This window comes from Geomesophilobacter sediminis (genome assembly GCF_016458275.1).
Taxonomy (GTDB): Bacteria; Desulfobacterota; Desulfuromonadia; order Geobacterales; family Geobacteraceae; genus Geomesophilobacter; species Geomesophilobacter sediminis.
This window is the reverse complement of the sequence record NZ_JAEMHM010000004.1, coordinates 342,920-365,352: the sequence shown is the minus strand read 5'-3', so window position 1 is coordinate 365,352 and position 22,433 is coordinate 342,920. Positions and strand designations below refer to the sequence as shown.

23 protein-coding genes are annotated in these 22,433 nt (G+C 64.2%); all 23 read left to right on the top strand.

All coding sequences use genetic code 11. The features are described from left to right. Nucleotides 1-111: 111 nt before the first annotated feature. The 23 genes from cysK to JFN93_RS06570 all read left to right on the top strand — a co-directional run bounded on the left by cysK (nucleotide 112) and on the right by JFN93_RS06570 (nucleotide 22,409). Nucleotides 112-1,053, top strand: a complete 942-nt coding sequence (cysK, locus tag JFN93_RS06680) for a cysteine synthase A (protein ID WP_199383218.1) — start codon at nucleotides 112-114, stop codon at nucleotides 1,051-1,053. A gap of 51 nt (nucleotides 1,054-1,104) precedes the next feature. Next, nucleotides 1,105-2,154 (top strand): ABC transporter substrate-binding protein, encoded by a 1,050-nt coding sequence (locus JFN93_RS06675; protein WP_199383217.1) that lies wholly within the window; start codon nucleotides 1,105-1,107, stop codon nucleotides 2,152-2,154. A gap of 63 nt (nucleotides 2,155-2,217) precedes the next feature. Next, nucleotides 2,218-3,723: a nitrogenase component 1 gene (locus JFN93_RS06670; protein WP_199383216.1), complete on the top strand. Its 1,506-nt coding sequence runs from the start codon at nucleotides 2,218-2,220 to the stop codon at nucleotides 3,721-3,723. A 4-nt stretch (nucleotides 3,724-3,727) separates the two neighbouring features. Then, nucleotides 3,728-5,074, top strand: a complete 1,347-nt coding sequence (locus JFN93_RS06665) for a nitrogenase component 1 (protein ID WP_199383215.1) — start codon at nucleotides 3,728-3,730, stop codon at nucleotides 5,072-5,074. Between the two features lie 53 nt (nucleotides 5,075-5,127). After that, on the top strand, nucleotides 5,128-6,012 hold the full coding sequence (locus JFN93_RS06660; RefSeq protein WP_199383214.1) for an ABC transporter ATP-binding protein: 885 nt from the start codon (nucleotides 5,128-5,130) through the stop codon (nucleotides 6,010-6,012). Between the two features lie 12 nt (nucleotides 6,013-6,024). Then, complete coding sequence (locus JFN93_RS06655; protein ID WP_199383213.1) at nucleotides 6,025-6,507, top strand: TlpA family protein disulfide reductase; 483 nt, start codon at nucleotides 6,025-6,027, stop codon at nucleotides 6,505-6,507. Nucleotides 6,508-6,588: 81 nt separating this feature from the next. Continuing rightward, entirely contained in the window at nucleotides 6,589-7,722 is a 1,134-nt protein-coding gene (locus tag JFN93_RS06650) for an ABC transporter permease (RefSeq protein WP_199383212.1), read from the top strand. Between the two features lie 8 nt (nucleotides 7,723-7,730). Further along, on the top strand, nucleotides 7,731-8,417 hold the full coding sequence (locus JFN93_RS06645) for an ABC transporter ATP-binding protein (RefSeq protein ID WP_199383211.1): 687 nt from the start codon (nucleotides 7,731-7,733) through the stop codon (nucleotides 8,415-8,417). Beyond that, nucleotides 8,414-9,409 carry a hypothetical protein gene (locus JFN93_RS06640; RefSeq protein ID WP_199383210.1) on the top strand — a complete coding sequence of 332 codons (996 nt, stop codon included), beginning with the start codon at nucleotides 8,414-8,416 and terminating at the stop codon, nucleotides 9,407-9,409. Before JFN93_RS06645 ends, JFN93_RS06640 begins: the two co-directional genes overlap by 4 nt. A gap of 37 nt (nucleotides 9,410-9,446) precedes the next feature. Then, a complete protein-coding gene (locus JFN93_RS06635) occupies nucleotides 9,447-10,028 on the top strand; it encodes a flavodoxin family protein (protein ID WP_199383209.1) in 582 nt (193 codons plus the stop codon). Then, nucleotides 10,025-10,738, top strand: coding sequence for a class I SAM-dependent methyltransferase (locus tag JFN93_RS06630; protein ID WP_199383208.1), 714 nt, complete (start codon nucleotides 10,025-10,027; stop codon nucleotides 10,736-10,738). Before JFN93_RS06635 ends, JFN93_RS06630 begins: the two co-directional genes overlap by 4 nt. Then, the gene (locus JFN93_RS06625; protein ID WP_199383207.1) at nucleotides 10,735-11,460 is read left to right on the top strand and encodes a hypothetical protein; all 726 of its coding nucleotides are present in this window, start codon (nucleotides 10,735-10,737) and stop codon (nucleotides 11,458-11,460) included. The genes JFN93_RS06630 and JFN93_RS06625 overlap by 4 nt, the downstream gene beginning before the upstream one ends. A gap of 313 nt (nucleotides 11,461-11,773) precedes the next feature. Then, nucleotides 11,774-12,613: an ABC transporter permease gene (locus JFN93_RS06620; RefSeq protein WP_199383206.1), complete on the top strand. Its 840-nt coding sequence runs from the start codon at nucleotides 11,774-11,776 to the stop codon at nucleotides 12,611-12,613. A gap of 15 nt (nucleotides 12,614-12,628) precedes the next feature. Then, complete coding sequence (locus JFN93_RS06615) at nucleotides 12,629-13,414, top strand: ABC transporter ATP-binding protein (protein ID WP_199383205.1); 786 nt, start codon at nucleotides 12,629-12,631, stop codon at nucleotides 13,412-13,414. Between the two features lie 38 nt (nucleotides 13,415-13,452). Then, nucleotides 13,453-14,412 (top strand): ABC transporter substrate-binding protein, encoded by a 960-nt coding sequence (locus JFN93_RS06610; RefSeq protein WP_199383204.1) that lies wholly within the window; start codon nucleotides 13,453-13,455, stop codon nucleotides 14,410-14,412. Between the two features lie 6 nt (nucleotides 14,413-14,418). Continuing rightward, nucleotides 14,419-15,141, top strand: a complete 723-nt coding sequence (locus JFN93_RS06605) for a carcinine hydrolase/isopenicillin-N N-acyltransferase family protein (RefSeq protein ID WP_199383203.1) — start codon at nucleotides 14,419-14,421, stop codon at nucleotides 15,139-15,141. Beyond that, nucleotides 15,138-16,685 (top strand): AMP-binding protein, encoded by a 1,548-nt coding sequence (locus tag JFN93_RS06600; protein ID WP_199383202.1) that lies wholly within the window; start codon nucleotides 15,138-15,140, stop codon nucleotides 16,683-16,685. Before JFN93_RS06605 ends, JFN93_RS06600 begins: the two co-directional genes overlap by 4 nt. Further along, a complete protein-coding gene (locus tag JFN93_RS06595; protein WP_199383201.1) occupies nucleotides 16,682-17,854 on the top strand; it encodes a hypothetical protein in 1,173 nt (390 codons plus the stop codon). The genes JFN93_RS06600 and JFN93_RS06595 overlap by 4 nt, the downstream gene beginning before the upstream one ends. Nucleotide 17,855: 1 nt before the next feature. After that, complete coding sequence (locus tag JFN93_RS06590; protein WP_199383200.1) at nucleotides 17,856-18,701, top strand: thiamine pyrophosphate-dependent enzyme; 846 nt, start codon at nucleotides 17,856-17,858, stop codon at nucleotides 18,699-18,701. Further along, nucleotides 18,694-19,227: a 2-oxoacid:acceptor oxidoreductase family protein gene (locus JFN93_RS06585; RefSeq protein ID WP_199383199.1), complete on the top strand. Its 534-nt coding sequence runs from the start codon at nucleotides 18,694-18,696 to the stop codon at nucleotides 19,225-19,227. Before JFN93_RS06590 ends, JFN93_RS06585 begins: the two co-directional genes overlap by 8 nt. A gap of 184 nt (nucleotides 19,228-19,411) precedes the next feature. After that, nucleotides 19,412-20,608: a cysteine desulfurase family protein gene (locus JFN93_RS06580; RefSeq protein ID WP_199383198.1), complete on the top strand. Its 1,197-nt coding sequence runs from the start codon at nucleotides 19,412-19,414 to the stop codon at nucleotides 20,606-20,608. After that, the gene (gene selD / locus JFN93_RS06575; protein ID WP_268898792.1) at nucleotides 20,588-21,607 is read left to right on the top strand and encodes a selenide, water dikinase SelD; all 1,020 of its coding nucleotides are present in this window, start codon (nucleotides 20,588-20,590) and stop codon (nucleotides 21,605-21,607) included. The genes JFN93_RS06580 and selD overlap by 21 nt, the downstream gene beginning before the upstream one ends. Before the next feature lie 10 nt (nucleotides 21,608-21,617). Next, a complete protein-coding gene (locus JFN93_RS06570; RefSeq protein WP_199383196.1) occupies nucleotides 21,618-22,409 on the top strand; it encodes a sulfite exporter TauE/SafE family protein in 792 nt (263 codons plus the stop codon). The last annotated feature ends 24 nt before the right edge of the window (nucleotides 22,410-22,433 follow it).

The window sequence follows — 22,433 nt, the reverse complement described above, 5'->3', positions numbered from 1 at the left end:
GGGCTGCACGAGTGGGCTTTCAAGTGGGCGGACACTCTCCTTGCCATGGAAACCGGTGAGGTCCGGAGCCAGGCGGCGGCAATTTAACCAGGAATTTCGGGAGGAAGCACCATGGCTAAGATTTTCAACAACCTGACGGATCTCATTGGCGGTACGCCGCTGCTGCGTCTGCAGCGCTACGGCTGGGAGGCCGAAGGCCAGATCGTGGCCAAGCTGGAGTCGTTCAACCCCGGCGGGAGCGTGAAGGACCGGATCGGCTTCTCCATGATCAAGGACGCCGAGGAGAAGGGGTTCATCAAGGACGGCACCGTCATCATCGAGCCTACCAGCGGCAACACCGGCATCGCCTTAGCCTTCGTGGCCGCGGCGCGCGGCTACCGGCTGATCCTCACCATGCCGGACACGATGAGCGTGGAGCGGCGCAACCTGCTCAAGGCTTACGGGGCCGAACTCGTGCTCACCCCGGGGGCCAAGGGGATGAAGGGGGCCATTGAGGCAGCCGAAGAGCTGGCGGCCAAGACCCCGAATTCCTACGTCCCGTCCCAGTTCAAGAACCCGGCCAATCCGGAGATCCACCGCGCCACCACCGCGGAGGAAATCTGGAACGACACCGACGGCAAGGTGGACATCGTGATCGGCGGGGTGGGGACCGGGGGGACCATCACCGGGGTGGGGGAGGTGCTCAAGGCGCGCAACCCGAAGGTGAAGGTGGTCGCGGTCGAGCCGTTCGACTCACCGGTCCTCTCCGGTGGGAGCCCGGGGCCGCACAAGATCCAGGGGATCGGGGCCGGTTTCGTCCCCGACGTCTTGAACACCGGGATCATCGACGAGGTCTACAAGGTGAAGAATGAGGAGGCGTTTGCGGGCAGCCGCAAGCTTGCCGCCGATGAGGGGCTTTTGGCGGGCATCTCCGGCGGCGCGGCGGCACACGCGGCGCTGCAGATCGCGAGCCGCCCCGAGAACAAGGGGAAACTCATCGTCGTCGTGCTCCCCGACACCGGCGAGCGCTATCTGTCGACCCCCCTTTTCGACCGCGAGGAGAAGGTCAGCTAGGGGAGACCCGCCTCCCCACTTTCGGGGAGTATTGAAACGGAGGATGCAAAGATGATCGGCAACAAGAGAAGAGTGGTTGCGGTACTTGCCGGCCTTGCGGTTCTCGCCGGGTTCGGCGGTTTGGTGTTGCAGCATGAAGCGCAGGCCAAACCGGAGAAAGATCTGTTCGTCATCAAGACCTGGACCAGGAAGGACTGTTCGGTGACCCCATGGACCGTCGCCGACCGCTTGGGTTTCCTGGCGGAAGAGGGAATCCGGCTCGAGTACACCGGTGAGACTCAGCCGGCCCTGCAGATTCCTTCCATTTTGCGGGGCAACAACGACGTAGGGACCTTCCACCCCAACACCATCGCCGTGGCCAAGGCGGGGGGAGCCCAGGTCACCGGCGTTCTCCAGGGGGGACTGGAGCCGACCGATCCCAAGATCCCGGAAAAGCTGCGGCACATGTTCTGGTACGTCAACCCGCAGAAACATCGGGAGATCAAGCGGTTTTCCGACCTGAAGAAGATTCCGGGCAAGATCAAGATCTCCACCATAACCAAGAACGTCTGCGCTGATTTCGAGACCAACCTCCTTGCCGACAAGTACGGCATCCCGCGCAGCAAGTTCGAGTGGGTGACCATGCCGGACGTGCAGGCCATCCAGGCGCTCAAGCAGGGCCTGGTCGACATCTCCGAAGTGCACCCGCCGTTCTACAAGGGGATGCATGACGCCGGCGCCCACAAGGTGGCCGACACCTTCGAGACCGGTCTCGGCGCCTCTGCGGGGCTTACCTACTACATCTTCCGTGACGACTTCATCCGTAAGCATCCCCAGCAGGTGGCCGCTTTTACCAGGGCGATGACCAAGGCGCAGCGCTGGGCCAACGCAAACCCGCTCAAGGCGCAGAAGCTTACCGAGGAGGCGATCGGGGTGCCGGTAACCGGCAACCACTGGTACTCCGAAGTCACCAGGATCGACGAGAAGCTCTCCGCCCCCTGGATCAGGGACCTGGAGACGAACCGGGTGATTCCCAAGGGTAAGGTGACCACGGCGAATCTGGTCACCCACGACATCGAGAAGATCAACCTGCAGGTGCTGGCCGAACGTTCCAAAAAGTAGTGACCCTGCCAACGCCCCGGCGCCCCGGCGCCGGTGCCACCGTTTTCTTTTAGGGAGGAAGCGATGACCATCGATCTCAAGGCAAATACCTGCCCCAACCGCGAACAGCGGGCGGGGGCGATCAACGCCTACTACGGAAAGGCCACCGACCTGGTACGGGAGGTCCGCGCCGGGAGCCTCGTCAACCAGGAACGCGAGTTCCAGCAGTCTTCCGGTTGCGTCCTCAATTTCTATCTGACGACCCGGGTGGTGACCATCCGCGATGCGGTCATGATCGTGCATGCGCCGGTCGGATGCTCATCCACCTCGCTTTTGTATCGTGAGGTGTACCGGCGCATCCCCCCGAGCGAGGGGCGTCCCACCGACTTCGACCTGCACTGGCTTACCACCAACATCGACGAGAAGGATGTGGTCTACGGCGGCGCGGACAAACTGCGCCACGCCATCAAGGAGGCCCAGGCCCGGTACAACCCCGAGGCGATTTTCATTCTTGCCTCCTGTACCTCAGGGATCATCGGCGAGGACATCGAGGGGGTGGTGGCCGAGGTCCAGGCGGAGGTCGAGGCCACGTTGGTCCCGGTGCACTGCGAGGGGATCCGATCACGCATCATCCAGACCGCGTACGACGCTTTCTGGCACGGGGTGCTCAAGTACCTCGTCCGCAAACCGGTCAAGAAGCAGCCGGACCTGGTGAACATCGCCAGCATGCTCTCCTACACGTGGCAGGACCGGCAGGAGATCACCCGGCTTTTGAACCGGATCGGGTTGCGCCCCAACTTCATCCCCGAGTTCGCCACGGTGGAACAGCTGCGGATCATGGGGGAAGCGGCCGTCACCGCCCCGATCTGTCCGACCTACACCGACTACCTTTCCAAGGGGCTGGAGCAGGAGTTCGGGGTCCCCTATTTCATGTACCCGTCGCCGGTAGGGATCGATCACACCGACGAATGGCTCCGCACCATCGCGCGCTTCACCGGCAAGGAACGGGAGGTGGAGGAGCTGATCCGAGAGGAGCGGGCCACTTGGGTCCCCAAGATGGACGCCATCCGTGCCGACTTCGCCCGGCTGCGCCCGGACGGGAAGAAGGTCGAGATCCTGGGCTCGCTGGGGCAGGGGAGGCTGCTGACCCAGGTTCCCTATTTCGAAGAGATCGGCGTTTCCTCTCCGGCTGCCATCATCCAGGACTTCGACAACCTGGTTCTCGACGAAGTGGAGCAAATCATCGACCAGGCGGGGGATTTCGACGTCCTGGTGAACACCTTCCAGGCGGCGGAGCTTTCCCACATCACCCGAAGCTACGACCCCGACGTGGCGCTGACCTGCCCGTTCCAGGGGAGCGCCTACAAAAGGGAGAAGGGGGCGACCCGCATCCATGCCCTGCGCGGCGACGCGCGCCGCTGGAGCGCCCAGGCGGGATACAAGGGAGCGATCGCCTACGGCAACTTCCTGCTGCAGAGCCTGAAGAACAAGGCGTTCCAGAAGACCATGCTCGCCAAGACCCCCGACACCTACCAGGACTGGTGGTACGAACAGACCGATCCGCTGCACTACATTAAGAAGGAGGCCTGAGTCGATGGGAACCGTCACCGCGCTGCGCCCCAAAGAAGAAAACCGCTACCCGGGGATCGCCGAGGCGCCCCGTTTTTCCTGCGCCCTTGGCGGCGCGTACATGGCCACCCTCGCTACCTTCGGGGCGGTCCCTATCCTGCACTCCGGGGCCGGCTGCGGCATGTCGCAGAACTTCGGACAGAACTTCGCCGCCGGGCTCAACGGTGCCGGCCCGCAGGGAAATACCAGCACTCCCTGCTCCTGCCTGGTCGAAGAGCATGCCGTCTTCGGCGGGGAAGATAAGCTGCGCGCCCTGATTCAGTCGACCACCGAGCTGGTGCGCGGCGACCTTTTTGCTGTCGTCTCCGGATGCGTCCCCGCACTGATCGGGGATGACGTCGGGGCCGTGGTCAAGGAGTTCCGGGAAAAAGTCCCGATTCTCCACGTCAACACCGCCGGGTTTGTGGGGAACTCGTACAAGGGGTACGAGCAGTACCTCGACGCGGTGATCGACCAGCTGCTCACCCCGCAGACGGTGGTGCGCAAGCGGGTGAACCTCCTCGGCGTCGTCCCGTACCAGCACATCTTTTGGAAGGGGAATCTGCAGGTGCTTAAGGACCTCCTGGCGGCGGTCGGGGTCGAGGCGAACATGATCTTCACCGAGCCGGACGGACTGGAAGCCCTGCGCCGCATCCCGTCCGCCGAGCTCAACCTGGTCTTTTCCCCCTGGTCGGGGGTGCCGGCTGCGCGGAAGCTCAAGGAGAAGTTCGGCACCCCGTTTGCCGTGATCCCCTCGGTGCCGGTCGGCCCCAAGGACACCTCCCAGTTCCTCCAGTTCCTGGCGCGCCGGCTGCAGCTGCGCCGCTCCCGGGTGGAGGCGTACATAGCCAAGGAGGAGGCACGGACCTACCGCTTCGCCGAATACATGGCGGACATCGCGATGATGGCGCTTCCCAACGCCTACACCGCGGTGGTGGCCGACACCGGAACCGCCATCGGGCTCACCCGCTACGGGAGCAACGAGCTTGGTTGGCTCCCCGAGATTGTCATCGTCACCGACGATCCGCCCGAGGAGTCCCGCGAGGAGATCGTGCGCAGCCTGACCGAAGGGCTGGAGAGCGCGGTGAAGCCGGAGGTGCATTTCGAGATCGACGCCCACAAGATCCGGCTGCTGCTGCGGGAGCACACGGTGCAACTGGTCCTGGCGAGCTCGCTGGAAAAGTACCTCGCGGTGGACGAGCTGGATGCGATGCAGCTGAGCGTCGCGTTTCCGGCCTACGACCGGCTTATCGTCGACCGCACCTACGCAGGGTACCGCGGCGGTCTGGCCCTCATGGAAGACATCGCTTACAAGTACGGCGGCCCGCTGTAACCCCTGTTTTTCGGGGAAGGTCACCAAGAAACCAGCAACCTGGAGGAAATATCATGGCTACCGCAGTAGATACCACCGCGCCGAACGACGGCGCCAAGATCGTGGTCCGCGGCATCAACCGCACCTTCCATCTCAAAAAGGCCCGGGGCGAGGCGGCACGCGACTTCGTGGCGCTCAAGGACATCAACCTGGAGGTGCGCAAGGGAGAATTCCTGGTCCTGGTCGGGCCGTCGGGGTGCGGCAAATCGACCCTGCTGGACATCCTTGCGGGGCTTGCCCATCCCAACTCCGGGGACGTCCTCATCGACGGCAAACGGATCACCGGCCCGGCCCTCGACCGCGGCATCGTCCTCCAGGGGTATGCGCTCTTCCCCTGGCGTACCGTCCGTAAGAACGTCGAGTTCGGCCTGGAAATCAAGAAAGTTCCCAAATCCCAGCGCAGGGAGATCAGCGACCGGTTCATCAAACTGGTGGGGCTCGAGGGATTCGCAGATCGGTACCCGCACGAACTCTCCGGGGGAATGAAGCAGCGGGTGGCGATCGCCCGCGCCCTTGCCTACGACCCGGAGGTGCTGCTGATGGACGAGCCGTTCGCGGCAGTCGACGCCCAGACGCGGGAGAACCTCCAGGACGAGCTTTTGCGCATCTGGGAGGAGACCGGAAAGACGATCATCTTCGTCACCCACAGCATCGAGGAAGCGGCATTTCTCGGGGACCGCGTGGCGGTTCTGACCGCCAATCCGGGAACGCTGCGGGAGATTGTCAAGATCGAGTTGCCGCGGCCCCGGCACAACAGCGACATCCGCTCCTCGGCCGAGTTCGGATGGGTGCGTCACAAGATCTGGGAGCTTTTGCAGAACCACCCTCACGCCGAGGCTCGCGTCCCCGCCGACACCCGCCCGGTGGCGGACGCCATCTCCCCGTCGACCTCGCTCTAACGCGGAGTGATCATGAGACTTTGCTACGTCGCCACATTGCTGCTTCTGCTCCTGGGAGGGACCGCCCAGGCGGCGTCATTGCGGATTGGTGACCCGGTGCCGCCGATCCGGCTGACCGACCTTGCCGGGAATAAGGTAGACACGGGAGGGACCCGGGGACGCACCGTCGTCATTTATTTCTGGAACGACCGGTGCGGCTGCACCGAGCAGTTGATCAAACTGCGGGGCTTCATCGAAGGGCTGAAAGGAAAGCCGTTCGAACTGGTGACCGTCAACGAGGGGCAGGGAAAAAACGTTGCGGCGACCTTTATCAAGGGGAACGCCCTGCCGTACCGGGTCCTGCTCGACGACGACCTGAAAGTCGGCACCAAACAGTTCGGTATCAAGGTCCTCCCTACCATATTCATTGCGGGTAAGGACGGCAAACTGCGGGAAAAGCTGATCGGGGTCGTCGATTCCAAACGGCTGGAGAGCATCATCCGCCGGCATCTTTGATGCGGCGGACCCGATAGGGCTTTAGTTATGCCCTGGGCGGTGGCAACGGTGGGAAATTCTTCCCGAAACGGATGAGGAACCATGGCACGCGGACTGGACCGACAGCGCCACATATTGGATTTCACCTTGGCGGCACTTTTGCGGCGCAAGGGTAAGACCGGAGCCCTCGTGGCGGTGTACACGCTGGTCGTGTTCCTGCTGGCATCGGCACTCTTTTTCGGTCACGCCCTGCGTCGCGAGGCGGAGCTCGTGCTTAAGGACGCACCGGAGATCACCGTGCAGCGTTCCCTCACCGGCCGCTATGCCCCCATTCCCAAGGAATATGCCGGGGCCATCGGCGAGATCCGAGGGGTTTCCTCGGCCCGCCCGCGCCTTTGGGGCTATTACTACGATGCGAACTCCCGGGCCAACTACACCCTGGTCGTCCCGGCCGAAAACCAGCCGGACCCGGGGACCATCGTCATCGGTTCCGGCATCGCAACCCTGCGCGACGCCAACCCTGGCGACCAGATCGGATTTACCGGCTATGACGGTGCGGCGCAGAGCTACCGGGTCGCCAGGGTCCTGCCGGAAGGTGCCGGACTGGTCTCTGCCGACCTCATCCTCATTTCGGAAAGGGACTACCGCGCCCTCTCCGGTATCCCGGATGGGGAAGCAACCGATCTCGTCCTCACCGTGCACAACGCCAAGGAGTTCGCCACGGTGGCGGAAAAGATCCGTCAGCGCTTTCCCGACACGCGCCCCATCGTGCGCGACGAGATCCTGCGCACCTACGACGCGCTCTTCAACTGGCGGGGCGGAGTGGTCGCCGTCTTAAGCGGCATGGCAGGGCTTGCCTTCGTCATCTTCGCCTGGGACAAGGCGACCGGGCTTTCCGCCGAGGAACGCAAGGAGATCGGTGTCCTGAAGGCGGTGGGGTGGGAGACCTCCGACATCCTCGCCATGAAATTCTGGGAAGGGATCGCCGTCTCCTTCACCGCCTTTTTGCTCGGAGTGACCCTGGGCTACCTGCACGTCTTTTGGGGCGGCTCCTTTCTGTTTGCCCCGGTACTTAAGGGGTGGTCCACCCTCTACCCGAACTTCCGCCTGATACCGGCCGTCGACTTCGGCGAACTCGGCGCGATCCTCTTCCTGGTCGTGGTCCCCTATTCGGTGAGCACCATCGTCCCGTCCTGGCGGGCAGCCACCATCGACCCGGATGCGGTCCTGCGCTAGAGGTGACGATGATTTCCGCTCGCAACATCGGTAAGGTCTTCAACCAGGGGCGCCCCAACGCCTTCACCGCCCTCAAGGAGGTCTCCTTCGACCTCCAGCGGCGCGAAACCACCATCCTCAAGGGGCCGAGCGGCTCGGGAAAGACGACCCTGCTGGGTATCGTCGGCTGCATGGCGCGCCCCACCACGGGCAGGATCTTTCTGGAGGAGCGCGAGATCACCAGCCTTCCCGAGCGCTTCCTCACCGATATCCGGCGCCGCAGCTTCGGATTCATCTTTCAGCAGTTCAACCTGATCCGGGGGATGACCGCCCTGGAAAACGTGATGATCCCCGCCTACCCGCTCGGTGAACGCCATGCCGAGCTCAAGCGGCGTGCCCTGGCCACCCTCGATCTGTTCGACCTTGCGGCAAAGGCGGAGGCCAAGGTGGAATGGCTCTCCGGGGGAGAGGCGCAGCGGGTGGCGATCGCCCGGGCCCTCATCAACGACCCTTCGGTGATCATCGCCGACGAGCCGACCGCCCACCTCGATTTGCGCCTCTCCGAGGAGTTCATGGCGATCATGCGACGCTTGAAGGCGGACGGGAAGACCCTGATCCTGGCAAGCCATGACCCGATCGTCTACGACTCGGACCTCGCCGACCGGGTGGTCGAGTTGCGTGACGGCGCAGTGGCCGGCAGTGCGGAGCGGGCATGATCCTGCACCCGGCCCTTCTGGCGCTCGAGATCTCGGCTCTCCTCTGTGCCACGATGGTGGTCTATGCCGCCTGCTTCGGAATGGGGATCGTTCGGTACTGGAACCTTGCCAGCGGCAGCGAGACGCAGCTCGTCCTGGAGCGCCAGACCTATCTGGTCTCGACGGTACTGAGCTACTTTCTCGCCTTCCAGCTGGTGTCGCTGTTTCTCTTCATCCGGACCGCCGACAGCATTTGCCATCTCTTCGTGGGGGCGATGTGCGCCGTCGGGACCCTGACGGTCAACGCGTTCGGGTACCCGACCCTGGCCCTCAAGCTGGTGAACTTCCTGCTGGCCGGGCTCTGGCTGATCCTGAACCACGCTGACAGCCGGGGCTACGATTACCCGCTGATCCGGGTGAAATACCTGCTGCTGGCGCTGGTGGCTCCCTTTTTCGCCCTCGAGGCGGGGCTGCAGACGCTGTTCTTTTTGAACCTCGATCCCGACATCATCACCTCGTGCTGCGGTGCCCTGTTCAGCCCGGCTTCCCGCAACCTGGCGACGGAGGTGGTGAATGCCCCCCCACTGCCGATGCTCGGAATTCTTTACGGCAGCGGTGTTCTGCTATTGCTTGCCGGTGGCGCATTCCTCCGTCGCGGGATCGGGGGATACCTCTTCGGCGGGGCGAACCTCGTGCACCTCGCCGTGGCACTTGCCGCGGTGGTCTCGGTGGTCTCCCCCTACCTTTACGAGCTTCCCTCGCACCACTGTCCGTTTTGTATCCTGGACCCTGAATACTACTTTTTCGGATACCCGCTCTACCTCTCCCTGCTGATCGCCGCGGTGACCGGGATGGGAGTCGGTCTGCTGCAGCCGTTTCGAAAGGTGGCGAGTCTCGCCGAAACCCTTCCCGCTCTGCAGCGGCGCCTGGTCCGGATTTCTCTCGGCGCCCAGGCGGTTTTTCTGATACTTTGCACGCTTCCGGTACTCTTCAGCGCGCTCTCGCTGCGCTAGACCAGGAGGCATACCTCACGACAAAAGGAGCACGAGCATGAAGGTGGTAGCACTTCTGGGAAGTCCGCGGTCCAACGGCAGCAGCGCCCTGCTGGCGCGGCATTTCATCGACAAGGCGCAACAGCTGGGCGCGGAGATCGTGGTCCACGAGCTGAACGCCCTTACCTGGCGCGGGTGCCAGGGATGTTACGCCTGCAAGACCACGCGAGATGAATGCGTGCTGAACGACGGGCTCACCGGGGTCCTCGCCGACGTTGCCGCTGCGGACCTGTTGCTCCTGGCCACGCCGGTCTTTTTCGGCGACGTCACCACCCAGGTGAAAGGCTTCGTCGACCGGAGCTTCTCCTATTTCAAGCCCGACTTCCGGACCTCGGCTACGCCGAGCCGGCTCGCCCCCGGGAAAAAGCTCGTCTTCATCCAGACCCAGGGGCACCCGGATCCTGCCTTTTTCGCCGATGTCTTCCCGCGCCATTCCGGATTTCTCGCCCGGAACAACTTCACCACGGCCCGCCTGATCCGCGCCGTAGGGGCGACCGACCCTCAGGATGTGGCGGGGAACCGCGAGCTGCTGCAGGAAGTCGAGTCGGTAGCCGAGGAGCTCCTTGGGGACCGGCAATGACCAAACGGACCGTACAACAGATAAAGGACCGCTTCAATAGCGACGTCGAACGCTTTTCCGATCTGGACAAGGGGCAGGAAGCGGCCGTCGATTCCACCGTCGCCCTCGGACTGGTCGCTTCGGCGGCGCTTGCGGTGAACCCGAAGGCCCAATCTCTCCTCGATCTTGGGTGCGGGGCGGGGAACTGGACGGTGAAGCTCCTGCAGCAAAGGCCCGGCCTGGACGTGACGCTGGTCGACCTCGCCCCGGCGATGCTTAAGCGGGCGCAGGAACGTGCGCTTGCCGCCGGTGCCGCCTCGGTAACCGTACTGGAATCGGACCTTCGGGAGGTGAACCTCGACCGGGCCTTCGATATCGTGGTGGCCTCGGCGGTGCTCCACCACCTGCGTGACGACCCCGACTGGCACCGGGTGTTTTCCAAAATTTTCCAGCTGGTGGCCCCCGGCGGGAGCTTCTGGATGTTCGACCTCGTGGACCACGAGATCCCGGAAGTGGCCCAGCTGATGCTCGCCAGCCACGGACGGCACCTGGAATCGATCGGGGGAAAGGAATACCGTGACGGGATCTTCGGGATCATCGAGCGCGAGGACACCCCGCGTCCGGTGACCTATCAGCTGGACCTGCTCCGGGAGGTCGGCTTTACCCGCGTCGATCTGCTGCACAAGAACAGCCGGTTTGCCGTCTTCGGAGCGGTGAAGGGGAGGGGATGATGGGCGCCGATGAAACGCTGCCCGGCTGCTCGCTCGGTTCCTGCTCCTGCCGCAGCGGTTCCGGGACCGCAGGCGCAGGATTCGAGGTGAAGTGGGAGGGTGCCCAGCGTGACGTACTGGGAGGAGATATCCGCGGGGTGGTTGACCTGGAACCGCTTGAGGGGCTTTCCTCTCTGTACGCCCTCGGACCGCTTGCCGAGGTCAAGGGAGAGGTCACCATCGTGGACTCGCGCCCCCATATCGCACGCGTGCTCCCCGACGGCGATCTGGAGGTGGAGGAGAGCTTCCTGAACCGCGCCTGTTTTCTGGTGTACAGCCAGGTGGCGCGCTGGCGCCTGGTGAACCTTCCGGCCGGGATCGTCGACGAAACAGGGCTGGAACAAGCCCTGCCCCGGCTTGCGGCCCAGTACGGGATCAATTCGGGGCGCCCTTTTCCGTTTCTGCTGCGGGGAGCTCCCGACCTGGTGGTATTCCACGTGCTGAACAAGACCGACGGGCTCCCCCATTCGCCGGAGCGGCACGAGGCGGCCAAGGTCAGTTTCACTTTGCGTGGCGACACCGTGGCCATCATCGGCTTTCATTCGCTGGACCACCGCGGCATCTTCACCCCCGCCAAGAGCGCGATCCACATGCACCTTGCCAGCGAGGACGGGCGGGTCTCGGGGCATGTGGATGAACTCAGCATTGCGCCGGGATTGCGCCTGTATCTCCCGTTCCCTTGATCCGCTCCTGGCCCCATCTGGGCAAGGCACTGGAAGAGGGGGGCGCCAACGAGGACAATCGCCCGCCATAAAACTACTAAAACTATAGGCATATAGTTTTTATCTTGACTCTCCCTGTGCACCGGTGGTAGTCTGCCCATCAGTTCACCACTGATGGCTGACCAGAGACACTGGAGGCCAGACGGTATACGGGACATTTTTGTCCCGCTATCGTCTGGCCTTTTTCATTTTCAGGAGGAGCCAAGATGACTTTTGCACTCTACGTTGACAACCAGTTCGGCTTCCTGGCCGCTTCCCCGGGAGCGGCGCGCTGATGGCCGAGATCGAACTGGAATATCTTGGCACCACCGCGGCCGCGGCGCCTCCAAAACCGCTCGGCCCAAAGCGTGCCCGCAGGCTTGGTTTCAGCTATCTCCTGCCGCTGGTGATCCCGCTGGTTCTGCTGGTTTTGTGGGAGCTTTTGAGCCGCAGGGGGCTGGTCCGGCCGACCATACTCCCGGCACCCAGTGCGATCGGGGCCACCGCACGGGAACTCGTCGCCTCCGGGGAACTGATCCACCACCTCCTGGTAAGCCTCTGGCGGGTGACCAAGGGGGTTACCCTGGGGGCCGGCTTCGGCCTGGTCGCGGGGCTCGTCGTCGGCTTGAATCCGTGGGCGGAGCGGGCCGTCTCCCTCATTACCGGAGTTTTACGTCCGATCCCGATTATCGCGTGGGTCCCGGTCCTCATCCTCTGGATGGGGATCGACGAAGGGTCCAAGATCACCGTCATCGCCATCGGGAGCTTCTGGCCCGTCCTTTTGAACGTGGTGCACGGCATCCGCAACACCGACCGGAAGATCCTCGAGGTCGCCAAGGTGTTCCAGAAAAGCCGCGCCACGCTCCTTTTCAAGGTGGTGCTCCCCGCCGCGCTCCCTTCCATTTTCACCGGGATGCGCATCGGCATCGGCATTGCCTGGATGAGCGTGGTCGGTGCCGAGCTGATCGCTGCTTCGGCGGGGGTGGGCTACCTGATCATGTACGCGCGGGAACTCTCGCAGGCCGACGTCATGCTGGTTGGGGTCGTCTCGATCGGGGTAACCGGCCTCGCGATCGACTTTTTGATCCGCAGGCTGGAGCGGCGCTTGTTGAGATGGAACGCGAACCTGCAGTGAGGGGAGAGGAGCAAGATGCAGACCGAAGAAGGGAAATCGCTCGTCATCGACCGGCTCGACAAGCAGTTCAGCGTCGCTTCCGACGTGGTGCAGGCACTTTCGGAGGTGAGCCTGGTCGCCCGGCCGGGCGAGTTCATCTCCATCGTCGGAGCGAGCGGCTGCGGCAAGAGCACGCTGCTCCGGATCGTCGCCGGCCTGGAAACCGCCACCGCGGGCGAGGTCAGGCTAGGGGAAAGACCGATTCGGAACCCGGGACTTGAGCGCGGCATGGTCTTCCAGGAGGCGCGGCTTCTTCCGTGGATGACGGTCTGGGACAACATCGCCTTTGGCTGCCGGGCCGAGACTCCGAACGCCGAGCGGCGGGAGCTGGTGGAGCAACATCTGGAGCTTGTGGGACTCAAGGGGTTCGAGAAGGCGTACCCGCATCAGCTTTCCGGCGGCATGCAGCAGCGGGTCAGCATAGCCCGTGCCTTGATGAACCGGCCCGAGGTGTTGCTCCTCGACGAGCCGTTCGGCGCCCTTGATGCCATGACCCGGATCACCATGCAGCAGGAGGTGCTCCGCATCTGGGAGACCGAACGGACCACCATGATCCTGGTAACCCACGACATCGATGAGGCGATTTACCTGGGAGACCGGGTGGTGGTCATGTCGAGTCGTCCCGGAACCATCCGCCGGGTGGTCCCGGTGCCGCTTCCCCGTCCCCGGGACCGGAGCGCCTACGAGTTCGTTCAGATCCGCAAGGAAATCTATGCGGAGTTCTTCGAAGACGTGCAACGACCCTTCGCCTACGCCATCTGACCGATCAAATCCGGTCTACCGCAGAAAGGAGCAAAACGATGAAAAAAGTGATCGCAGCAGCAATCGCCCTCGGGGCTTTGGTGATCGCGGCCGTGGCTGGCGCCGCAGAGCCGGCGAAAGAGGTGCGGATCGGTTACCAGGCCTCCAGCACCATCATCCTTCTCGCAAAATCGAAAGGGTTCTACGACGAAGAATTCGCCAAGGAAGGGGTGAAGGTGAAATACAACCTTTTCCTGGCGGGGCCGCCGATGATCGAGGCCCTTTCCGGGGGGAGGCTCGATCTCGTCCAGACCGGCGACATGCCGCCGGTGGCGGGGCGAGCGGCGGGTATCGACCTGAAGGTGATCGCCAACTCGGGTATCGATCCGGCCCACAACGCGCTGCTGGTCGGCGCCCGATCCTTCGTGGACTCGGTGCCGGAACTCAAGGGGAAAAAGGTCGGTGTCCCCGTAGGCTCCAGCGGTCATCATTTCCTCTTCCTGCTCCTGGCCAAGCACGGGCTGAAGCCCACCGACGTCCACGTGGTGAACCTTCCGGCTACCGAGTTATCGAAAGCCCTGGAGACCGGGAACATCGACGCGGCTGCGGTCTGGGAGCCGATCACCGGCAACATCGTCCACTCCGGGGTAGGCCGGGTCCTGGCCGACTCAACCAACATCAAGCGCTCCGTCAACGTCTATTTGGCCCGCAACGAGTTTGCCAGGGCGAACCCCAAGCTGGTGGAGGCCTTCCTCAGGGGAACCAAACGTGCCGTCGACTACTTCAGAAAGCATCCCAAGGCGGCCCAGGAAGCGATTGCGGCTGAGAGCAAGTACCCGCTTCCGGTGATCGCCAAGATTACCCGGCGCTACGACTGGTCCCTCGCGATCACGAACCAGGACGTCGCCGCCTTGGAGCAGGTGAAGAACTTCCTGCGCGAGAACAAGGTGCTAAGGAAGGAGTTCGCCATCAACGACCTCTTCGACCTGAGCTACCTGAAGCGCTCGGGACTGAAATAGCCTCCCATGTGTACTCTTGGTGCCGTCACCGGACGGTTTCTCTTCAAGACCCGAGACCTGTGGGGGGAGAGCGACCCGTTCGAGGAGATCGTTTCGCGGCAGGGCCGGCTTTGCTACCTGGGTCTCAGGGGGCAGGCGGCACCAGGGGAGCGGGGGCTCAATAGCGGGATCAACGAGGCGGGGGTCGCGGTTGCCGTCACCTTCGCCGACACGGTCTCTCTCGCCGATGCCCTGGCAAAGAAGACCCCGCGCGGCGTGCTGGTGGAGGAGATCCTCGGGCGCTGCTCGGACCTCGCCTCGGCCCTGCGGACGGCGGCTGAATTCCAGCAGCTGCCGCTGGTGGGGGGGAACATCGTCATCATGACCCCGCAGGGGGGAGCGGTGATCGAGGAGCTTTATCCCTGGTATTGCGTCGAACAGACCGTTGCTCCGGTGACCGTCCGGACCAACCATTTCATCAACCTGCGCGAACCGGCGCCGTTGAAAGGGGACCGGGAAGGGGGCCTCGCCCGGCACCGACGGATGGTGTCTCTCCTTTCCGACGGCGCGGACGTTGACGCGAGACAGCTGCAGGCGTTTCTTGCCGATCACGCGGGAGCCCATCCGATCTGCAGTCACGCCGGCGAGTTGACCACGGTTTCCGCGGTGATCTACGATCTGGAGGGGCGCCGGCTCAACTATGCTCCCGGCCCTCCGTGCCGCACTGCCTGGCAGGAGTATCGACTATGAAACACGCTGAAACGATCGGAACGCTGCTGCGCCGGCAACATCATGCCCTCGGAGCCCGTCCCTTCCTGTCCGTTCCCGATGCCAAGGTGACGCTGAGCTTCAGCGAGACCTACCGGGAGTCCACTGCCCTGGCGGTGCGGCTGACTGAGCTGGGTGCGGGGGCGGGGGACCGGGTGGCGCTTCTTTTCCCCAACGGGGTGCCTGCGGCCCTGGGGCTCATGGCGGTATTCAGCGTCGGAGCGGTGGCGGTACCGCTCAACCCGCGGCTGACACCTGAGGAGATTCGTCAGGCGCTGGAACTTTCCGGGGCCCGGCTGATCCTTTGCCCCAGCGATCTCGGACCGGCGATTACCGCCGCCTTGCGCGGCGTCTGGAGCCGGCTGGATGGTGGGTTTACGTCGCATCTGAACGGCACCGCCATCTACTGCCGCGAACCGATCGACCGGCGTGACGGTGAGGGGCGCGAAGCGACGGCGGATGATCCGGCCCTGATCCTCTTCACCTCCGGGACTACCGGTACCCCAAAGGGTGTGGTCCTCTCCCATGCCAATCTCCTGGCCAACGCCGGCTTCGTCCGGAAGGCGCATAGACTGACTCCCGACGACGTCGCCCTCTGCATCCTGCCCCTGTTCCATATCAACGGGCTGGTGGTGACCCTGCTCACCCCGCTCCTGACCGGGATGCCAGTGCTGCTTCCCACGCGCTTCGAGGTCGGAAGGTTCTGGGAGTGGATCCGCGAGCACCGGGTGACGTGGTTCAGCGCCGTACCGACCATCCTCTCGCTCCTCCTCTCCCATCCCGATCCCCCGCGAGAGGACCTGGCCACGCTCCGCTTCGCCCGCTCGGCGTCGGCCCCCCTGCCGGTGCCGGTCCTGAAGCAGTTCGAGCGGCGCTTCGAGATCCCGGTCATCGAGACCTACGGGATCTCCGAGGCCGCCTGCCAGGTGACCGCAAACCCGCATCCGCCGGGTTCCCGAAAACCGGGGTCCGCCGGGATCCCGGTGGGAAATCGCCTCCAGGTTCTCAATGGAGCCGGGCACCCGGTTGCCGCCGGGACCGTCGGGGAGGTGGTCATCGCCGGGGTGAACGTCTTCGCCGGCTATCTCGACAATCCCGCCGCGGACCGGGAGGCGCTTAAGAACGGCTGGTTCCATACCGGGGACCTCGGCTACCTCGATGCCGACGGCTTCCTCTTTCTCACCGGCAGAAAGAAGGAGCTCATCAACCGGGCCGGGGAGAAGATCTCGCCGCGCGAGGTGGAAGAGGTGGTGCACCGGCTTCCCGAAGTCGAGACCGTCGGGGTGGTAGGGGTGCCGCACCAGCTCTATGGGGAGGAGGTAACCGCCTTCATCACCCTGCGGCAAGGGAGCCGGCTCACTACGCAGCAGGTGCGCGACTTCTGCCGCGAGCACCTGGCTGGCTACAAGGTCCCCCGCGAGGTCTTTTTCATTCCCGAGTTTCCCTGCGGCCCCAGCGGCAAGGTGCAGCGTCGCCGCCTGCTGGAGGTCTACACGCAGCTCAAGGAGCAAAAGGTTCATCCATGAAACGTACCTTCGACACCGGAAACGCCGCGATCACCGAAGGGGCCCTGTGGGCCGGATGCCGCCTGTTTGCCGGCTACCCCATCACCCCGGCGACCGAGATCGCCGAAAACATGTCGCGCCGGCTCCCCCAGGAGGGAGGCTTCTACCTCCAGGCGGAAGACGAAAACGCCGCCCTGCACATCTGCAACGGCGGCTCATTGGGGGGGCTCAAGGCGATGACCGCCACCTCGGGGCCGGGCTTCATCCTCTTTGCCGATCCCTTCGGCTGGGCGGTTAGCAGCGAAATTCCGGTGGTGATCGTCAATTCCCAGCGGGTCGGACCGGTAAGCGGCATCACCGGCGCGCCGGGACAGGGAGAGTTCTACCTCTCCCGCTACCTGACCCACGGCGGTAATTACGAGACCATCGTCCTCGCCCCCAACTCGGTCCAGGATGCCTTCCGGCTCACGGTGCGCGCCTTCTACCTGGCCGAGCGGTTCCGCACTCCGGTGATCGTCCTGGCCGACCAGATGGTCACCGACGGCTGGGAGACCCTGCAAACCCCTGAGAGCGAGGCCGAGGCGCGCGAGATGGGGCTGGAACGGGTGGAACGCCGGGTGAATCCCGGTCCGGTCTTCTATCCGGCGAGTTCCGACATCGACATCCCGCCGGTGGTGCTCGGCCACAATACCGGCGCCGCGGCTTCGGACTGGACTCCCACCGACCGCGGCCACGATACCGAGGACGTTACCTGGCAGCACAAACACGCCTGGCGTCTGATCCACAAGATCCTGGACCACCGGGATTTGATCGACGAGGCCCAGACCTGGTCGGTAGACGACGACCCGGAGGTGATCCTGGTCGCCTACGGCACCCCTTCCCGGGTGGTGCAAAGCGCGGTCGAGGCGGGGCGCGCCCAGGGGCTGAAGGTCGGCGGCATCCGTCCCGTCTCGTTGTGGCCCTTCCAGGATGCGCTTTTTTCCCGCAAGGCGATCTACCTTACCGTAGAGCTCAACTGGGACGGACAACTGGTGCGGGAGGTCAGGCGGGCGGCTGCTGCGGGAAGCGAGGTCCATTTCTGGGGGCGCTGTGGCGAGCTACCCTCGGTGGCGGAACTGCTGGATACGGTGCGGCAACTTCAGGCGGGCGTCGCCCTTACCCGGGACGCCTGGCGGACGGAGAAATGGTGACATGAGTGACGATCTGCTGGAGAAATACGTTCGGCCGGAAAAGAATCCCGGCACTGCGTGCAAAGGGTGCGGCCTGCGGTTGGCCCACCGCCGCGTGCTGGAGGCGATAGACCAGTTGGGGCTGGGGCAGGGGGACGTCGTCTGGGGGACCGGCATCGGCTGCTCGGGGCGCCAGACCTTCGTCACCTGGAAGGGGGACACCTTCGCCGGAACCCATGGCCGGGTCTACGCCCTGGCGACCGGGGTGCGCCTGGCGCTTCCTCCGGAAAAGCGGCTTATCCTCACCGTCGGCGACGGGGACGCCTTCACCATCGGTCTGCACCATCTCCTTCACGCCGCCCGGCGCAACGTGGACATGACCGTGGTGGTCTTCGACAACCTCGGATACCAGTCGACCGGCGGCCAGTACGGGGTCACCACCCCGGTGGGGAGCCGCACCGACAGCAGCCCGTACGGCGCCTGGGAGCCCAACTGGACCGAGGGTGGGCACGACGTCCTCCGCCTGGTGCGTGAGGCGGGTGCCACCTTTGTGGCGCGCCATACCGTGCTGCAGGGGGAGGCGGCGGTCACGAGCCTGAAGCGGGCCATCGAAAACCGCGGCTTCTCGCTGGTGCAGCTCGTCTATCCCTGCGTCACCCACTTCGGAGTGCAGGCGCTCGGCACGCGGGACCTGGGGCGGATCTACGACTGGTTCCGCGACCAGACCGCCGAAGGGGTTGCCGCCGGCGGGGATAAGCGGTTCGCTACCGGCGTGGTCCACGACGGGGTCGGAAAACGCCCGGAGTTTACCGAGGCTCTGCGCGGTTTCGTGGCGCGGGTCCAAAACGGGGAGGTGCAGCATGGCTGAGCGGGTGGAGATCCTGATCAGCGGGTACGGCGGGCAGGGGGTCGTCCGCATCGGTCAGATCTTGGGGCAGGCGGCAGTGAACCAGGGGCTCTATACCACTATGCTGATCAGCCACGGCACCGAGACCCGGGGCGGGTATGTACGGAGCCAGGTGGTCATTTCCGACGGCTTCATCGCCAGCCCGGTGGTGGAGCGTCCCGATTTCTTCCTGGCATTCTCCCGGGAGGCGCACGACAAGTTCAAGGGACTTTGCGGTGCGCAGAGCGTGATCCTGCACAATCCCGAGACCTTTGTCGCCGATGCCGCGGTTCCGGCCCGTTACCTGCCGCTTCCCGCCGAAGCCCTCGCCCAGGATGAGCTGGGGAGCCCGGTCTACGCCAACGTCATCCTTCTCGGTGCATTGAGCGGTCAGCTCCCCCTCGTGTCCGAAGCGTCGCTGCTCCGTGGGCTGGAAGAGCGGTTGGACGCCCGGTTCCACGAGGCGAACCGGCGCGCCTTTTCCCTGGGAAGAAACTTCCGGATCTGAGGACGGGAACCCGTCTCCCGCCGCCGGTGGCCTGAGTGCCGCCGGTGGCTTTACTTTACCTGTTCGTATCGTCAAAAACGATTTGAAAAGCCAATAGTATTCGCAATGTGAATATCTGGTGCGGACCGGCCCCAAGTTCATTTCCCTGCTCCCAGGCAGGAGACCATTTCTAAAGGAGTTATCGATGGACCCCATCTACCTCGATTACAACGCGACCACCCCCGTCGATCCGGCGGTGGTGGAGGAACTCCTCCCCTCTCTCAAGGAGGAGTTCGGCAACCCTTCCAGCAACCATCCTTACGGCAGGAGCGCGAAACAGGTGGTAGACCTGGCTCGAAGCCGGGTGGCTTCGCTTCTGGGCTGCGACCCCACCGAGATCGTCTTCACCAGCGGGGGGACCGAATCCAACAACCACGCCCTGATCGGAACCGCCTTGGCCCACCGGGGGCGAGGCAACCACATCATCACCTCAGAAATAGAGCACCCGGCGGTTCTCAACCCGCTGCGTTGGCTGGAAGGGCAGGGCTTCTCGGTCACCTATCTTCCCGTCGACGGTAGCGGGCAGGTCGACCCGGAAGCGGTGCGGCGGGCGATCACCGACCGGACCGTGCTGATCAGCATCATGCACGCGAACAACGAGGTGGGTACCGTTCAGCCGATCGCCGCCATCGGCGCCATCGCCCGGGAGCGCGGCATCCTTCTGCACACCGATGCCGCCCAGTCGATCGGCAAGATCCCGGCGAGGGTGGATGAATTGCAGGTGGATCTGCTCAGTATCGCCGGGCACAAGCTCTACGCCCCAAAGGGAATCGGCGCCCTCTTCGTCCGCCGTGGAGTGCAGCTGGACTCATACCTGCACGGTGCCGGGCACGAAGGGGGGCGTCGGGCGGGGACCGAGAATGTACCCTACATAGCGGCTTTGGGTAAGGCGGTGGAACTTGCGGCCCTGCGGCTGGAGACCGAGGCGGGAAAGGTTCATTCCCTTCGGGAGCGCTTTCACGACGCGCTGATCCGACTGGCCGGAGACGTCCGTCTGAACGGGCACTCGGTTGACCGTCTACCCAATACCCTCAACGTGAGTTTCGCCGGAGTGGTGGGGGCCGACCTCCTGGCCCGGCTCCCGGAAATCGCAGCATCCACCGGATCTGCCTGCCATGATGGAAGCGGTGAACTGTCGGGTGTGCTCAAGGCGATGGGGGTGCCCAGGGAACAGGGTTTCGGTGCGGTGCGATTCAGCCTCGGCCGGCTGACCACGGTCGACGAGGTTGACCGCGCGGCCGAGTTGGTCGCCGCAAAGGTCAAGGAAATCCGGGCAATCACCGGAGGAACCAGCCGGGAGACGCGCACCGGTTTGTCCGCGCTGGCCTCGTGCGCCGGCTGAGCGGCCAAACTCAGTCCTCAGGACCTGGCTCAAGTTTTGAGTCAGCTACCCGGCATTACCGACCCCAACGTCATCATCGGCACTTCTACGGCAGACGATGCCGCCGTTTACCGGATCAGCGACGAGATGGCGATCGTCCAGACCGTCGACTACTTCACCCCGGTAGTCGACGACCCCTACCTTTTCGGGCAGATTACCGCTGCGAACTCCCTGAGCGACATCTACGCGATGGGAGCCAAACCGCTTTTCGCGCTGAATATAGCGGGCTTTCCCTCGGAGGTTCTTCCGCTTGACGTCCTATCCAGGATCCTCCAGGGAGGGGCCGACAAGGCGGCCGAAGCCGGGGTCCCGATCATCGGAGGGCACACCATTAAGGACCCGGAGCCCAAATACGGGATGGCGGTTACCGCGGTCATCCATCCGGGAAAAGTCATCAGCAATGCCGGGGCCCGACCTGGAGACCGGCTGATCCTTACCAAACCACTCGGGATCGCGATCGTGACCACCGCCATGAAGCAGGGAAAGGCATCGGAAAAAACCCGTGCCGAGGTGATCGAAACAATGGCGACCCTTAACAAGGACGCGGCAGAGGCGATGGTCGAGATCGGAGCTCATGCCTGCACCGATGTCACCGGTTTCGGGCTGCTGGGCCACCTCTTCGAGATGGTTCGGGGGAGCGGCGTCGGTGCGGTGATCAGCCTGGCCCGGGTGCCGGTCCTTGCCGAGGCATGGACCCTGGCGGGGGAGGGGATGGCTCCGGCCGGCAGCAGGCGCAACCTTGAATTCCTGCGGGACCGGATCCGGGTCGACTCCGGAGTCGGCGAGGATGCCCTCCTGGTGCTCGCCGATGCACAGACCTCCGGCGGTCTTCTTATTGCGCTTCCTCAGGCCGATGCCGAGCGCCTGAAGGCGGAGCTGCACCGCCGCAAGGTAGCCGTGGTGGCGGAAATCGGGGAGATCGTCGCCGACCCCGAGCACCTCATCCAGATCGGTTCGTGAGGCTATCGTTATGACCGGCCTAATCGAAACAGCCGCTCTCTTTGTCCTGGGGATGGGAGGGGGGATGCTCTCGGGGCTTCTTGGCATAGGGGGGGGAATCGTCATGCTTCCCTTACTGGTAACCGTCCCCCCCCTGGCCGGAGTCTCGATCGCGCTGCGGGCGGCGGTGGGGATCACCATGTTGCAGAGTCTGGTGGGCTCGGCCTCGGCGCTCCTCATGCACCGGAAAAACCGCACCCTCGATCCGCTGCTCACCCTGGTCGTCGGCGGATGTGCTGCGGTAGCTTCGCTTGGCGGCTCCGTTGTTTCCAGCGGGATGAGCGAGCGGAGCTTGGCGGAACTTTTCGCCGCACTGGCGATAGGGAGCCTCGTGCTGTTGTTGCTTCCTGAGCCGCGTCCCTTCGAGGTGGCGGCCCCGCGGTTGGCAGGCTACCCCGTTGCCGGTCTCGTTGGTGGCGGAGTCGGATTTTTCGCCGGGATCGTGGGGCAGGGGGGTGGATTTCTGCTGCTGCCCTTGATGGTCCGAGTCTTCAGGGTTCCCCTGCGGACCGCAATCGGGAGCACTTGCGGGGTGGCGTTTCTTTCCGCGCTGACCGGATTTCTCGGTAAGTGGGGGACGGGGCAGGTCCCGCTTGGTTGGGCGGTGGCGGTATCGTGTGGTGCTCTTGTCGGTGGGGTGCTGGGGGGAATGCTGAATAGGCGGATGTCCACGCAGTTTTTGGAGAACTCCTTGCTCCTGGTGGTAGTGATGAGTGCCGGGCGTTTGCTGATGCTGGCGGTGGGGGGGAACTCCCTGCAGTAGGCGCGGGAGGAAGGATGACCTGAT